Source organism: Sphingomonas sp. Leaf21 (assembly GCF_916858675.1).
In the GTDB taxonomy this organism is placed as follows: domain Bacteria; phylum Pseudomonadota; class Alphaproteobacteria; order Sphingomonadales; family Sphingomonadaceae; genus Sphingomonas.
Map to the genome: position 1 here is coordinate 22,660 of NZ_CAKASM010000002.1, position 15,804 is coordinate 38,463.

7 protein-coding genes are annotated in these 15,804 nt (G+C 65.0%); 5 read left to right on the top strand and 2 right to left on the bottom strand.

Annotated elements, in window-relative coordinates; genetic code table 11:
* Positions 1-2: 2 nt before the first annotated feature.
* Positions 3-521 (bottom strand): hypothetical protein, encoded by a 519-nt coding sequence (locus LRP66_RS02670; protein WP_230480969.1) that lies wholly within the window; start codon positions 519-521, stop codon positions 3-5.
* Between the two features lie 333 nt (positions 522-854).
* On the opposite strand from LRP66_RS02670, the gene LRP66_RS02675 reads away from it, so the two are divergent.
* Complete coding sequence (locus tag LRP66_RS02675) at positions 855-3,917, top strand: TonB-dependent receptor domain-containing protein (protein ID WP_230480970.1); 3,063 nt, start codon at positions 855-857, stop codon at positions 3,915-3,917.
* A 534-nt stretch (positions 3,918-4,451) separates the two neighbouring features.
* Positions 4,452-7,718, top strand: coding sequence for a TonB-dependent receptor (locus tag LRP66_RS02680; protein ID WP_230480971.1), 3,267 nt, complete (start codon positions 4,452-4,454; stop codon positions 7,716-7,718).
* A 74-nt stretch (positions 7,719-7,792) separates the two neighbouring features.
* Here LRP66_RS02680 and clpB read toward each other — a convergent pair whose 3' ends face one another.
* Positions 7,793-10,372 (bottom strand): ATP-dependent chaperone ClpB, encoded by a 2,580-nt coding sequence (clpB, locus tag LRP66_RS02685; protein WP_230480972.1) that lies wholly within the window; start codon positions 10,370-10,372, stop codon positions 7,793-7,795.
* A gap of 211 nt (positions 10,373-10,583) precedes the next feature.
* Between clpB and LRP66_RS02690 the strand changes: the two genes are divergently transcribed.
* The 3 genes from LRP66_RS02690 to LRP66_RS02700 all read left to right on the top strand — a co-directional run bounded on the left by LRP66_RS02690 (position 10,584) and on the right by LRP66_RS02700 (position 15,802).
* Positions 10,584-13,424, top strand: a complete 2,841-nt coding sequence (locus LRP66_RS02690) for a M16 family metallopeptidase (RefSeq protein WP_230480973.1) — start codon at positions 10,584-10,586, stop codon at positions 13,422-13,424.
* A 25-nt stretch (positions 13,425-13,449) separates the two neighbouring features.
* Positions 13,450-13,749, top strand: coding sequence for a hypothetical protein (locus LRP66_RS02695; RefSeq protein ID WP_230480974.1), 300 nt, complete (start codon positions 13,450-13,452; stop codon positions 13,747-13,749).
* A 247-nt stretch (positions 13,750-13,996) separates the two neighbouring features.
* On the top strand, positions 13,997-15,802 hold the full coding sequence (locus tag LRP66_RS02700) for a DUF885 domain-containing protein (protein ID WP_230480975.1): 1,806 nt from the start codon (positions 13,997-13,999) through the stop codon (positions 15,800-15,802).
* The last annotated feature ends 2 nt before the right edge of the window (positions 15,803-15,804 follow it).

Consider the following 15,804-nt stretch of genomic DNA (forward strand, 5'->3'; position numbering starts at 1 on the left):
TATCAGTTCTCGCGGCGAACCTTGACCGCGGGCTGCCCCGCCAGGCTCAGCTTGAAGCTGCCCAGGGCGCCACGCCGGATGACGACGGGGCTTCCCACGCGTGGTTTGCCACCGATGACATTGTCGTCGGTCTGACGCCACCGCGCCCCGTCCTTCAGCGTGAAGATCCACGCGCCACCCTCGACATCGGCGCGCTGCAGCGTGCTTTCGATCTGGTTGACGGCCTCGGGACCGTCCTTGTCGCCGCCGTCGCCGAACAGGCCGAGATTGGGCAGGTTCAGCCCGAACAGCGTTTTCCGGGTCTGCCGGACCTGCGCACGGTCGATGACGACAACGTCATGTTTGCGCTCGGCCGCGACGAGCGCCGCTACGGTCCGGTCGTAACAGGCCAGACGTGCCGATGTGTCGGTGATCGACGTGCATTCCGCGGCCGCCGCCAGCAGCACCGAACGCTTGTCGTTCGCCTCCGCCGACACCGGCGACGCGGCCAGCAAGGCGACCAGGCCAAGCGCGGGGATCATCGCGGTCCGCCCTCGGTAAAGATGGGTAAAAGCCATATTCATCAGTATGTTATGCCTTTCCATCGACCGCGCTTGCAAAAGCGGGGGTGGCGGTGCCGTCGATGCGTAACTCGAATAGAACGAAGCGTTTTTTTCGACAAGCCGTCGCATCGGCCGCGTCGGGCAATGTGTCTTAAAGGTTACATCGAGAAAGATTCTTGCGTGACGGTTAAACCACGATTGCGACGACCTCTCGTTTGGGAGAGTGTCGCGCCAACACCTGCCGCCTGAGCACGTGTGAAAATAATGTGCTTCCCGAGCCCTAGGGCCCGATCAAGCATAAAGGGGACTAGAATGAAAAAGACGTTTTTGCGGGTTAGCTTGCTAACCACCACGGTTTTCGCGGGCGTGCTCGCGGGTGCGCCTGCCGTTGCGCAGACTGCGGATACCACGCAGACCGCGCCCGCCGATGCGACGACGCAGGACACCCCCGCCGATGCCTCGACCGCGGCGACCCCCAATGCGCCGACCGGCGGCGATATCGTCGTTACCGGATCGCGCATCTCGAACCCGAACCTGACCTCGGCCAGCCCGATCTCGGTCGTGACCGCGCAGGACATCCAGATCCGCGGCGGATCGCGCATCGAGGACGTGCTCAACACGCTGCCGCAGTCGTTCGCGACCCAGACCTCGTCGGTGTCGAACGGCTCGACCGGTACGGCGACGCTGAACCTGCGCAACCTGGGCGATCAGCGCACCCTGGTGCTGGTGAACGGCCGCCGCCTGATGCCGGGCGATCCGGTCTCGAAGAGCTCGGCCGCCGACGTCAACGTCATTCCGCAGGCACTGATCAAGCGCGTCGACGTGCTGACCGGCGGCGCTTCGTCGGTCTATGGCTCGGACGCGGTCGCGGGCGTCGTGAACTTCGTTCTCGACACCGACTATCAGGGGCTCAGCCTCACCTCGTCCTACGGCCTGTACAACCACAATAACGACAGCAGCCGGTTCCAGGGCCTCGCCGCCGCGCGCGGCTTCCCCTATCCCAGCGGCAATGTCGCGGATGGCCAGCAGTTCGACGTCAACCTGAAGGTCGGCACCGGCACCAGCGACGGCAAGGGCCATATCGTCGCCTATATGGGCTATCGCGAGATCCAGGCGATCACGCAGGGCCGCCGCGACTATAGCGCGTGCAGCCTGAACGCCCCGGCCGGCAATTCCGGCCCCGATTACCGCTGCGGCGGTTCGGCGACCGCCGCGCCCGCGAACTTTTCGCTGGGCGACGCGACCCAGGGTGGTCCGCCGACCCAGTACACGCTGAACTCGGCGGGTCAGCTCGTTGCGGGCCAGACCTTGTACAACGCCAATCCGCTGAACTACTATCAGCGTCCGGACAAGCGGTTCACCGCCGGCTTCATGGCGCATTACGACGTCAGCGACGCGTTCAAGCCCTATGCCGAGTTCAACTTCATGGACGACCGCACGGTCGCCCAGATCGCGCCGTCGGGCGACTTCGGCAACACGCAGACGCTGAACTGCAACAACCCGTTCCTGTCGGCGCTCCAGGTCTCGACCTTCTGCCGTGCCTCGAACCTGTTGTCCGATGCCAATGGCGCTCCGATCGCCTTCATCAATCCGGACGGCTCGACCTATAACAAGGCGAACGTCATCATCGCTCGTCGTAACGTCGAGGGTGGCGGACGTCAGGCCGACATCACGCACACCTCCTACCGTTTCGTGGCGGGCGTTCGCGGCGATCTCGATCGCGGCATTTCGTATGACGCCTATGGTCAGTACGGCACGACCAAGTACAACCTGATCTATCGCAACGAGTTCTCGGTGTCGAAGACGACCCGCGCGCTCGACGTCATCGGCACGGCGGCCAACCCGGTCTGTCGTTCGGTGGTCGACGGTACGGATCCGAACTGCGTTCCGCTCAACATCTTCGGTTCGGCGGCGATCACGCCCGCCGCGCTGAACTATGTCCAGCAGTCGGGCTTCCAGCAGGGCGAGACCAAGGAAACCGTGGTCAGCGGCTCGGTCAACTTCCGTGGCGGCGAGTACGGCATCCAGTCGCCCTTCTCCGACCAGGGCATCGGCCTGTCGATCGGTGCGGAATATCGCAAGGAGCAGCTGCGTCTCGAGGTCGACCAGGCGTTCCAGACCGGCGACCTGGCGGGCCAGGGCGGTCCGACCCTGCCCAACTCCGGCCAGTATGACGTGAAGGAAGTGTTCGGCGAGCTTCAGATCCCGCTGGTCACCGATCGTCCGTTCTTCCACGAACTGACGCTGGAAGGCGGCTATCGCTTCTCGCACTACAGCACGGCCGGTTCGGTCAGCTCGTACAAGGGTCAGCTGACCTGGGCGCCGGTTCGCGACCTTACCTTCCGTGGCGGCTACAACCGCGCGGTGCGTGCGCCGAACATCCAGGAACTGTTCGTTGCCCAGTCGGTCCAGATCGACGGTGCCACCGATCCGTGCGCGGGTGCGGCGGTCAATGGTCTGGTCAACGGCAACACGGCCGCCCAGTGCGCCCGTATCGGCGTTCCGGCCAATCGCTTCGGCCTGGTCGCGGCGAACCCGTCGGAACAGTATAACGGCCTGGTCGGCGGCAACCCGAACCTGCGTCCGGAGACGGCCGACACGTTCACCGTCGGCGCGGTGTTCCAGCCGACCTTCCTGCGCGGCTTCACCGCCACGGTCGATCTGTTCAGCATCAAGGTGAAGGACATCATCGGCGTCATCGGTGCCGACACGATCCTCAGCCAGTGTCTGCAGACGGGCAACCCGACGCTGTGCGGTGCGATCAACCGCGATGCCAACGGCACCTTGTGGCAGACGCCGCAGGGCTATGTGGTCGACACCAATGTCAATGCCGGGACGCTCAAGACCCGCGGTATCGACGTGTCGGTCAACTATGTGCTGCGTACCGAATCGATCGGCACGTTCAATGCGGGCTTCGCCGGCACCTATGTCGACGAGCTGACCTCGTCGAAGGTCGGTGCGGAGTTCGACTGCGCCGGTCTGTATGGCGCGCAGTGCGGCTTCCCGCAGTCCAAGTGGCGTCACCGTGGCGTGCTGTCGTGGACCGGTTCGAGCGGCATCGGCATCTCGGGCACCTGGCGTCACCTGTCGCCGACCCGGTTCGAGCGTTCGACGAGCGACAGCGATCTGGCAGGTGCCTTCTACGTGCGCGATGCGCGCGTTCCGGCGCAGGACTATTTCGATCTGGCCGTGTCGGCCCGCATCGAGGGCAAGTACACGCTGCGCGTCGGTGCCAACAACCTGCTCGACCGGATGCCGCCGATCCTCAGCTCGACGGCCGCCCCGATCGGTTCGTTCGGCAACGGCAACACCTATCCGGGCATCTACGATGCCGCGGGCCGGTACATCTTCACGAGCTTCACGATCGACCTGTAAGCGTCGATACAGGAGTACGGAAACGGCGGGCAGCGATGCCCGCCGTTTTTGTTTGGGGCCATGGCGGACGTGGTCGGCCGTGAAGTCCGCGGTGGTTACAGGCTCGGCCTCCGAGCCCAGGAGCCGCTCATGGACCTGCACTTTGGGAGGCGTTCTGGTCACGGGGGGACAAGGCGCCGCGCCTGATTCGGACTCGGTATCGGCAGCGCAATGATATCTCTACATTGTCAACCCTGTCATATGGACCACATGTCATATGGCACTGCTTGTGATTTGCTGATGTAAGGCGGCAAGTCTGTAAATATAATGGGAGTATATTTCTGAAAAAAATGGACGAAAGCAGAGTTTACGGTAAAATATAGGTTTAATTTAACTTGATGATATGTGGCAAAGATTCAACTATATTTGCCGTAATGCAGTGTGATCCTAAAAACGCTTTGGAATATCGCGTCATCTTCCGGACATATATCAGTCATCGCTCCGTCACGGGCGAGGAATTGGGCGCCACAGCGCGCCGGTCCAGGGGGATTGCATATGACCAAACGGGGATTCTTTTCAAAGGCGCTGCTGCGTCAGGGTGCCGCGCTGCAGGCCGTTGCCATGCTGGGTGCCGGAGCCGGGATCGTGGCGACCGCTGCTCCCGTCCATGCGCAGGATTATACACAGGTGAACGCCACGGGTCGTATCCTGGGCACCGATGGAAAGGCGATCGGCGGCGCCACGGTGGCGATCACGTCGACGGCGCAGGGCTTCACGCGGACGACTACGACGCAGGCCGATGGCTCCTATACCGTCTCCGCCCTCCCGCAGGGCACGTATAGCTTCACGATCACGGCCGATGGCTATGAAAGCTTCACCGATCCGGCCGTCCGCCTGATCCAGGGGCGCGCCGCCAACCAGTTCAATCTTCAGCCGGTCGATGCGGGAACGAGCGGCGACATCGTCGTGACCGCCGGACGCGTGCAGGTCGTCGATTTCAGCAGCAACACGATCGGCCAGACGATCGACGTCGCGGATGTCGCCACGCGTATCCCGGTCGGACGTGACCTGACCTCGGTCGTGCTGCTCGCACCCGGCGCGGTCGGCGGTGACGGGCGCTTCGGGTCGTTCCCGTCGATCAACGGCGCGTCGGTGTCTGAGAATGTCTATTACATCAATGGCCTCAACATTACGCAGTTCCGCAACGGGCTGGGTGCGGTGGCCGTGCCGTTCGAATTCTATCAGACGGTGCAGACCAAGATCGGCGGTATCCCGGCGGAATTCGGCCGCTTCACCGGCGGTATGATCAATTCGACCACCAAGTCCGGCTCCAACGAATGGCATGGCGGCGTCACGTTCAACTGGCAGCCGAACACCCTGGTTTCGAAGACGCGCAACACCTATGCTGCGGACAATGACTCGGCCTATTCGGACCGTCATGAGTTCATCGCGCAACTGTCCGGCCCCATCATCAAGGACCATCTGTTCTTCTACGGCATCTACAACGCGCGAGATGTAAGCTACGGCCAGGGTTATACCGGCGTCGCCTCGGCGGCGGGGACCGGGGTCAATGGCTGCGCGAGCAATCCCGCCCTTTGCGCCAATTTCGCGGACCTGAGCACGTTCAACCAGCAGATCGTCGGCACGTCCTACAGTCAGAATCGGAACACCAGCCCCTTCTGGGGTGGCAAGATCGATGCGGTGATCGTGGATGGCCAGCGGCTTGAGGCGACCTATTGGGATACGACCGGTCGCACGATCGAGAATGTCTACGGCACCAGCCAATACTCGCTCGCCAGCGGACAGCGCTACAATCTGAATACGAATAAGCCGGGCGGCTATGTCGCGACGAACATCTATCGTTCCGGCGGCGCGAATTACGTGTTCCGCTACACTGGCAGCTTCACGCAGTGGCTGACCCTCTCGGCGGCCTATGGCGTCAACAAGAACAGCGACACGACCGAATCGAGTCTGCCAAACCTGCCATCGGTCGTCGACCAGCGGAACGGCGTGAACAACAGCATTGGCAACACACTGTCCAATGCGTCGCTCAACTTCGACAAGCGTACTTTCTATCGCGCCGATGCCGATGTCCGGTTCGATCTGTTCGGATCGCATCATATCCGTGGCGGCTATGATCGCGAAGATCTCGACGAAAATTCCACGACGGTGGCGAATGGCGGTGCGCAATATACGCTGTTGACCGCATCGGGGACCGCGTCAACGATCGATTCCGTCGTCGGTTTGCCGGGTGGTACGCCCTATATCACGGCCCGGACGTTCCGCACGGGTGGTAATTTCGCGACGCGCAACACCGCCTATTATGTTCAGGACGACTGGCATCTTTTCAACGATCGCCTGAACCTGAACCTCGGGATTCGCAACGATCGCTTCGAAAACAAGAATGGCGCTGGCCGCACGTTCTTCCTGGCCAAGAATCAATGGGCTCCACGACTGGGCGCGAGCATCGATCCGCTCGGCGACGGCCGTACCAAATTCTTCGGATCGTACAGCCGTTACTTCCTGCCGGTCGCGGTCAACACCAATGTCCGTCTGGCAGGCGGCGAGTTTGACTCGAGCGCCTATTATCAGTTCGGTGGCCTGACTTCGAACAACACACCGATCCTCGGATCGCCGATCACCACCGGTGCCGGCTTCACGGCGTGTCCGGGCGGGACGCCGACCGGGACCGCTTGCGTGGTCAGCAACGACGGCACGGTGCCGAGCACCGAATCGGTGGTCGCCTCCAACCTCAAGCCGCAGTCGGTCGACGAGATCATCGTCGGTCTCGAACATCGCCTGGGCAACAGGATCAAGGTCGGGTTCAACTTCACGCAGACGAAGTTGAACAACTCGCTGGAAGATGCAGCGCTAGACCAGGCGATCGTGCCCTACTGCATCGCACAGGGTAAGGCCGCGGCGGATTGCCGTGCTACCTGGAGCGGTGTGCATCAATTCGCACTGATCAATCCGGGCCGCGACGTCGCCGTGACGCTCAGCGATCCGCTGCCGGGCGAGACGAATCCGCGCAAGGTCGTGCTGTCGGCGGCCGCACTCAAATATCCGCTGGCGCAGCGTGTCTATCGTGGGGTCAACTTCACGTTCGAGCGTGAATGGGACGGCGTCTGGTCGCTGAACGCCAACTACACCTATTCTAAGCTGTACGGGAATATCGAGGGCGGCGTCCGTTCCGACAACGCACAGACCGACTCCGGCCTGACCACGGCGTTCGACTTGCCGGTGCTCGTCAACGGCACCTATGGTTATCTGCCGAACGATCGCCGTCACAACTTCAAGGCCTGGGGCTCGTACAAGGCGGCGGAGTGGCTGACGTTGGGCTTTAACGGCTCGCTCAGCGCGCCGCGCCACTTCGGCTGCTATGGTCGCCCGCCTGCCAGCGCCGACTATGACGCGACGGCGCCGGGCGGCATCGCGGGCCTCTATTATCGGACCAGCGCGGCCTATTGTAACGTGGTCAACGGATCGGTTGTTCGCAACCCCAATGGCTTTACCGTGATAAACGACCCCTTCAACCGCGTGGGCGGCGCACGACCCAGCACGTTGCAGGTCGTGAACCGTGGTTCGCAGTTGAAGTCCGACTGGCTCGCGCTGCTAAACCTCGACGCGACCGTCGCAGTGCCTACGGATGCCTTCAATGGCTTTGTGCGCCTGTCGGTGTTCAACGTCTTCAATTCGAAGCCGGTGCTGCGCGTGGCGGAAACGGGGACCACCTCCGCCGGTGCCCCGCAGCCGGTCTATTCCCTGCCGACCTCGTACAATAATGGCCGTTCGGCACGCATCCAGTTCGGCGTGAACTTCTGATCTCGAATATCGCGTCGGAAAGGAAAGGGGCCGGGTCGACCGGCCCCTTTTTTTGTCCCGCATGAAGCGGGTGTTCACCCCACCGACAGCGCCAGCTTCCCGTCGCCCTCGTCGACGGTGACGCTCGACCCGTCCTTCACGTGCCCGCGCAGGATTTCTTCCGCCAGCGGGTCCTGCAGATGGCGCTGCACCGCGCGGCGGAGCGGCCTTGCGCCGTACACCGGATCATACCCCACCCGGCCCAGCCACTCGCGGGCGGCATCGGTCAGGTGCAGGCCGATCTTGCGGTCCGCCAGCAGCTTGGCGACCCGGCCGACCTGGATGTCGACGATCGGGCCCATATGGCTCTGGCCCAGCCGATGGAACAGGATGATCTCGTCCAGCCGGTTGAGGAATTCGGGGCGGAAGTGACCGCGCACGATCTCCATCACCTGCGGCTCGACGCTCTCGACGCTCTGCCCGTCCTCGACATTGGCCAGATACTGGCTGCCCAGGTTCGAGGTCAGGATGATCAGCGTGTTGGAAAAATCGACCGTCCGCCCCTGGCCATCGGTCAGGCGGCCGTCGTCCAGCACCTGGAGCAGCACGTTGAACACGTCGCCATGCGCCTTCTCCACCTCGTCGAACAGCACGACCTGATAGGGCCTGCGCCGCACCGCCTCGGTCAGGACGCCGCCTTCCTCATAACCGACATAGCCGGGAGGGGCGCCGATCAGCCGGGCGACGCTGTGCTTCTCCATGAATTCGCTCATGTCGATGCGCACCATCGCGGATGCGTCGTCGAACAGGAATTCGGCGAGCGCCTTGGTCAGCTCGGTCTTGCCGACGCCCGTCGGCCCCAGGAACAGGAACGAGCCCAGCGGCCGGTTGGGATCCTGTAGCCCGGCGCGCGCGCGGCGCACGGCGGTGGAGACGGCGCGGACCGCATCCTCCTGGCCGATGACGCGCTTGCCGATCACCTCTTCCATGCGGAGCAGCTTCTCGCGCTCGCCCTGCAGCATCCGGTCGACCGGCACCCCGGTCCAGCGGCTGACCACGCCCGCGATATCGTCCGCGGTCACTTCCTCGCGAAGCATCGCCCCCTCGGTCGCGGACTGCGCCTCGGCCAGTTGCTTCTCCAGCTGCGGGATGCGGCCATAGGACAGCTCGCCAGCCTTGGCGAGGTCGCCCGCGCGCTGCGCCTGGTCGAGTTCGATCCGCGCCTGGTCGAGCTGCTCCTTGAGCTTGGCCTCGCCCGCGATCTTGTCCTTCTCGGCCTGCCAGCGCTGGGTCAGTTCGTGCGACTGTTCCTCGAGATTGGCGAGTTCCTCCTCCAGATGCTCCAGCCGGTCGATGCTGGCGGCGTCGCTCTCGCGGCGCAGCCCCTCGCGCTCGATCTTCAGGCGCAGGATGCGGCGGTCGAGCGTCTCGATCTCCTCGGGCTTGGATTCCACCTCCATGCGGATGCGGCTGGCGGCCTCGTCCATCAGGTCGATCGCCTTGTCGGGCAGGAAGCGATCGGTGATGTAGCGGTTGGAGAGCGTCGCCGCCGCCACCAGCGCGCCGTCGGTGATGCGCACGCCGTGATGGAGTTCGTACTTCTCCTTCAGCCCGCGCAGGATCGAGATGGTGTCCTCGACCGTGGGCTCGCCGACGAAGACGGGCTGGAAGCGCCGCTGGAGCGCGGGGTCCTTCTCGACATATTTGCGATATTCGTCGAGCGTGGTCGCGCCGACGCAGTGCAGCTCGCCGCGCGCCAAGGCGGGTTTCAAGAGGTTGGAGGCGTCCATCGCCCCGTCGCCTTTCCCTGCGCCGATCAGCGTGTGCATCTCGTCGATGAACAGGATGATGTCGCCCTCGGCGGCCTTCACCTCGTCCAGCACGCCCTTCAGCCGCTCCTCGAACTCGCCGCGATATTTGGCACCCGCGATCAGCGCACCCATGTCGAGCGCCATCAGCTTGCGGTCCTTCAGCGTGTCGGGCACGTCGCCATTGGCGATGCGCAGCGCGAGCCCTTCGGCGATCGCGGTCTTGCCGACGCCGGGTTCGCCGATCAGGGCGGGATTGTTCTTGGTCCGGCGGGCGAGGATCTGGATGGTGCGGCGGATTTCCTCGTCGCGGCCGATCACCGGATCCAGCTTGCCGTCGCGCGCCACCTGGGTCAGGTCGCGGGCGAATTTCTTGAGCGCGTCGTAACGGTCCTCCGCCCCCGCCGTGTCGGCGGTGCGGCCCTGGCGAAGCTGTTCGATCGCGCCGTTCAGCGCCTGCGGGTTCACACCCCCCGCCGCCAGCGCCTTGCCAGCGGCCGTGGTCGAAGCCAGCGCGAGGGCCAGCAGCATCCGTTCGACGGTGACGAAGCTGTCGCCCGCCTTTTGCGCGACCTGTTCGGCCTGGTCGAGCACGCGGACCAGATCATTGTCGAGCCCCGGCGAGCTTTGTGCGCCCGAGCCGGAGACGGCCGGAATTTTGCCAAGCGCCGCATCGGTCTCGCGCTCGACGCGCTTGGCATCGCCGCCCGCCGCCTGGATCAGGCCGGACGCCATGCCCTGATCGTCCTCGATCAGCGCCTTGAGGAGATGTTCGGGGGCGATACGCTGATGGCTGTTGCGGATCGCCACGGTTTGCGCGGCCTGGAGAAAGCCTTTCGCGCGGTCGGTGAATTTTTCGAGGTTCATCTGGTCTTCCTGTCGCTTTCCAGGTCAGATGGTGTTGCATTTCGGCAACACAAGGGGTGGGGGTGATTTCCTGTCCCGCAACATGGGATGGCCGTTTCGATTGCGAAAGGGTCGGTCGAAATTGGTCGTCATTTCATGTGCCTTGCCGGATTGCGGTCCGCCCCGCGCCCGCTATGCTCAACCCATACACCGAGTGGGGAGACTCCAAGTCATGCGTTTCAAGTCCGCGGCGCTGTCGGGCGCTGCCGCCCTCGCGTTCGTCCTGCCGTTCCAGGGCGTATCGGCCCAGGCCACACCCGCCAGGGCGACCGCCATCGCCAGGCCGGCGCCCGTCTCGACGCTCGTGAAGGCGGTCGACATCCCCTACCAGACCTTCACCCTCCCCAACGGGCTGCGCGTCGTGGTCCATACCGACCGCAAGGCGCCGGTCGTCGCGGTCAGCGTCTGGTACGATGTCGGATCGAAGCATGAGCCGCAGGGCAAGACGGGCTTCGCGCATCTGTTCGAGCATCTGATGTTCAACGGCTCGGAAAACGCGCCGGGCGATTTCTTCGCGCCGCTGAAGTCGGTGGGCGCGACCGACTATAACGGCACGACCTATTTCGACCGGACCAACTATTTCGAGACGGTGCCGACCGCCGCGCTCGACCGCGCGCTGTTCCTGGAATCGGACCGCATGGGCTATCTGCTCGGCGCGGTGACGCAAGCCGTGCTCGACGAGCAGCGCGGCGTCGTTCAGAACGAGAAGCGTCAGGGCGACAACCAGCCCTATGGCCTGACCCAATATAAGGTGCTGAGCGGCCTGTTCCCCGCCGGTCACCCCTATGCGCACAGCACCATCGGTTCGATGGCCGATCTGGACGCCGCGTCGCTGGAGACGGTGAAGGACTGGTTCCGCAGTCATTACGGCCCCAACAACGCGGTGCTGGTGCTGGCGGGCGATGTCGATGTCGCCACCGCCAGGCCCTTGGTCGAGAAATATTTCGGCGCGATCAAGCCGGGGCCCAAGAGCGTATTGCCGACCGTCTCCATCCCGACGCTGCCCGCGCCCGTCAGCGAGGAGATGAAGGACCGCGTCGCGGCGGTGATGATCAGCCGCAACTGGACGGTGCCCGGGCTCAACGATCGCGAAAGCGCGCCGCTGGTCGTGGCCGCCTCGGTACTGGGCGGGCTCGCCTCGTCGCGGCTCGACAATATCCTGGTCAAGAAAGAGAAGCTGGCGGTCCAGGTCTCGGCCAGCGACCGCGTCTTCGCGCAGGTCGGCATGTTCAACATGATGGCGATCGTCCGCCCCGGCGTGGACCCCGCGCTGGTCAACAAGCGGATGGACGAGATCCTCGCCGACTTCCTGAAGAACGGTCCGACCGCCGACGAGGTGAACCGCGTCGTCGCCAAGTCGGTATCGGGGCGGATTCAGGGGCTGGAATCGGTCGGCGGCTTCGGCGGCAAGGCGGTCGCGCTGGCCGAGGGCGCGCTCTATTCGAACGATCCGGGCTTCTACAAGAAGCAGCTCCAGGCGATCGCGGCGCAGACCCCCGCGACCGTCAAGGCGGCGGCGGACAAGTGGCTGTCGCGGCCCAGCTATACGCTGACCGTCGTGCCGGGTCCGCGTGACGCCTATGAGGAGGCGAAGGTGCCGCCGCGCGCCGACGTCCCCGCCGCCCCCGACCAGCCAGCCAAGGGCACGCGCGGAGCCATGCCCGAAGTCGGTCAGGTCAAGCCGCTGAGCTTCCCCACCGTCCAGCGCAGCCGCCTGTCGAACGGGATCGAGCTGGTCTATGCGCAGCGGACCGCCGTGCCGATCACCCAGATCGAGGCTTCGTTCGACGCCGGGATCGCCGCCGACGTGGCGGGCAAGCTGGGCACGCAGCGCCTGACGCTGGGGATGCTGGAAGAGGGCACCACGCGGCGCAACTCGATCGCGATCGCCGAGGAGCAGGAGCGGCTGGGTGCGCAGATCGGATCGGGCGCGTCGAACGATCGCACCACCGTCGGACTGACCGTGCCGAGCGTCAACCTCGCCCCCGCGCTCGACCTCTATGCCGACGTGCTGCGCAACCCGGCCTTTCCCGAGGACGAGCTGGCCCGCGTCAAGGCGCAGACGCTGGCGGGGATCAGGCAGGAGCTGACCAACCCGCAGGGTCTGGCGAGCCGGGTCCTGCCGCCGCTCGTCTATGGGCCGACCAGCCCCTATGCCAAGGCGCAGGGCGCTGGCGATCCGCGCGCGGTGGCGGCGATGACCCGCGCCGACTTGATCGCGTTCCAGCAGGCGTGGCTGCGTCCCGACAAGGCGAAGATCTTCGTCACCTCCGACCGTCCGCTGGCCGAGGTTAAGGCGGCGCTCGAGCGGGCGCTGGGCGACTGGCGCGGCACGGGTGCTGGCGGCGTGAAGAATTTCACCGCCGGACGGGCGTCCGCTCCCAAGATCGTGCTGATCAACCGTCCCGACAGCCCGCAGTCGATGATCCTGGCGGGCGCGCCGACGCCGCTGAAGGGCATCGACAATATGCTGGTGCAGAACACCGCCAACGACGCGCTGGGCGGCAGCTTCCTCAGCCGGATCAACACCGACATTCGCGAGACCAGGCACTGGTCCTACGGCGTCAATGGCCGTTTCCAGACCTCCGAATTCGCGGCGCCCTATATCATGTCGGCGCCGGTCCAGGCGGACAAGACCGGTCCGTCGATCGACGCGCTGCGCACCGACGTGACCGAGTTCCTGACCACCAAGCCGATGGATCAGGTCGAGTTCGACCGCGCGATCACCGGTGCGATCCGGTCGCTGTCGGGTAATTTCGAAACCTCCGACGCGGTGCTGTCGGCGATGGAGGCCAACGACCTGTATCGTCGGCCCGACGATTATTATGCGACGATCACCCAGCGCTATCAGGCGATGACCCTGCCGGAGCTGAACAAGTCGATCCAGGCGGCGTTGAACCCCAAGGACTTTGTCTGGGTCGTGGTCGGCGACGCCAAGACGGTCAAGCCGCAGCTCGACACGCTGGGCCTGCCCGTCGAGGTGGTCGAGGCTTCCGCGGTCGCGGGACAGTAAGATTCGGGATTTAGGGAGAAGCACGATGGCCGATATCGACGGCACCTGGAACTGCACCGTCAAGTCGCCGCTGGGCGATCAGGAGATGACCCTGACCGTCCGGACCGAGGGCGATCGCTTCACCGGCTCGGGCGGCGGCCAGATGGGCGCGATGGAGATCGAGGGCGACGTGTCTGGCAATACGATCACGTGGAAGATGTCGATCAGCTCGCCCATGCCGATGACGCTGGATTGCGAGGCGACCGCCGATGGCGACACGCTGACCGGTTCGGTCGGCGCGGGCGCGTTCGGCAGCTTTCCGCTGTCGGGCACGCGCGCGGGGTGATGACCACGCGGTGAGATAGGGAAGGGCGGTGCGTCTGCGGGCGCGCCGCCCTTTTCGTTTGGGGGGGGCGTGTCCCCGTTGCCTTCGACTTCGCTCAGGGTGAACGGGGTAGCGTATCCAGACCACGATCCCCACCGCCGTCCAGGCCGAGCGACGTCGAAGCCCACGCCCCGCCGCCGACCACATAACCGGTTCAATTCCCGCCAAATCCCGTTACGCTGAGCCCGAAGACACATAGGGGACCAGCATGATCGATCGTCGGCATTTCCTGGGCGGCACCGCCGCGATGGCGGTGGCTGCACAAAGCGAGGGCGTCCTCGCCCAGGCCACGGCATCGACCCCGCTCGACACGCTGTTCGACACGCTGGTCCAGGAACAGCTTCGCCGCAGCCCGGAAGGCGCGACCAGCCTCGGGCTCGACACCGGTGCCAATGCCGATCTGCGCTCCAGGCTCTCCGATCAGTCGCCGACCGGTATCGCCGCCGCCAAGGCCGCGACCAGGGCCGACCTCGCACGGCTCCAGGCGATCGACCCGGCCAGCCTGTCGCCCGAGGAGCGGATCGATCTGGAGTCGGTCCTCTACACCCGGCGCTCGGCGGAGGCGGTGCAGGCGTTCGACTTTGGCGGCAGCTCCTACGGCCCCAGCCCCTATGTGGTGTCGCAACTCTCGGGCGCGTATCAGTCCGTCCCCGACTTCCTCGATACCAAGCACAAGGTGGCGAGCGCGGGCGATGCCGATGCCTATCTGATGCGGCTGCGCGCCTTCGCGACCCAGATGGACGCGCAGACCGACCGGATGCGCCACGACGCGGGGCAGGGCGCGGTGGCGCCCGACTTCATCCTCGACCTCGCGCTCGAACAGATGGCCAAGACCCGCCAGCCCGCGAGCGAGGCGCTGGTCGTCCAGTCGCTGGCCCGTCGCGCCGCCGAAAAGGGGCTGGGGGATCGCTATGCGCAGGCCGCCACGCGAATCTACGAGGCGGAGGTGCTGCCTGCGCTCGATCGGCAGATCGCCTATGCCCGCGAGCTGCGGAAGCGCGCCACGCATGACGCGGGTGTCTGGAAACTGCGCGAGGGCGCGGCCTATTATCCGGTCGCGCTGAAGGCGAACACCACCACCAGCTTCTCACCCGACGAGGTCCACAAATTCGGCCGCGATCAGGCGGCGATGCTGTCGTCACGGCTCGACATGCTGTTGAAGAAGCAGGGCTTCACCAAGGGCACGGTCGGGCAGCGCATGGCCGCGCTCTACAAGAACCCGGACCAGCTCTACCCCAATACCGACGCGGGCAAGCGGGCGGCGATCGCCTATTGCAACGCGCGGCTGGACGCGATCCGTACCCGCCTGCCACAGGTGTTCGAACGGATCCCGCCTTACGGTTTCGAGGTGCGCCGGGTGCCGCCCCAGACCGAGGCGGGCGCGGCGGCCGCCTTCGCGCAGGGGCCCGCGATCGACGGGTCACGGCCGGGCCTCGTCTATTTCAACCTGAAGGACAGCGCCGACTGGCCCAAATTCTGCCTGGCGACGACGGTCTATCACGAAGGGCTGCCGGGGCATCAGATGGAGGGTGGCCTCGCGCTTTCCAACACGCGGCTCCCCCTCATCCGCAAGATCAACGGCTTCTCCGGCTATGGCGAGGGCTGGGCGCTCTATGCCGAGCAGCTGGCGGACGAGATCGGCATGTATGACGACGATCCGCTGGGACGGCTGGGCTATCTCAAGTTCCTGCTGTTCCGCGCCAATCGCTGTGTCGTCGATACCGGGCTGCACCATCTGCGCTGGACGCGCGAACAGGCGATCCGCCACTTCGTCGAGGCCGAGGGCGAGGCGGAGGGGTTCGCCACCCGCGAGGTCGAGCGCTACTGCGTCAATCCCGGCCAGGCGGCGAGCTACAAGCTCGGCCATTCGGTGTTCGTCGACATTCGCGACCTGGCGAAGAAACGACAGGGCGACCGGTTCGATCTGAAGGCCTTCCACACCGCCGTGCTGCGCCATGGCCGCGTTCCGCTCGACGTGCTGCGCCGGATCGGGGAGGATTGGGCGAAGGCTTGACG

Excerpts from the sequence above, each read along its gene's own strand:
- LRP66_RS02670 (WP_230480969.1), bottom strand. The coding sequence starts at position 521 with ATGATCCCCGCGCTTGGCCTGGTCGCCTTGCTGGCCGCGTCGCCGGTG.
- LRP66_RS02675 (WP_230480970.1), top strand. The coding sequence starts at position 855 with ATGAAAAAGACGTTTTTGCGGGTTAGCTTGCTAACCACCACGGTTTTC.
- LRP66_RS02680 (WP_230480971.1), top strand. The coding sequence starts at position 4,452 with ATGACCAAACGGGGATTCTTTTCAAAGGCGCTGCTGCGTCAGGGTGCC.
- clpB (WP_230480972.1), bottom strand. The coding sequence starts at position 10,372 with ATGAACCTCGAAAAATTCACCGACCGCGCGAAAGGCTTTCTCCAGGCC.
- LRP66_RS02690 (WP_230480973.1), top strand. The coding sequence starts at position 10,584 with ATGCGTTTCAAGTCCGCGGCGCTGTCGGGCGCTGCCGCCCTCGCGTTC.
- LRP66_RS02695 (WP_230480974.1), top strand. The coding sequence starts at position 13,450 with ATGGCCGATATCGACGGCACCTGGAACTGCACCGTCAAGTCGCCGCTG.
- LRP66_RS02700 (WP_230480975.1), top strand. The coding sequence starts at position 13,997 with ATGATCGATCGTCGGCATTTCCTGGGCGGCACCGCCGCGATGGCGGTG.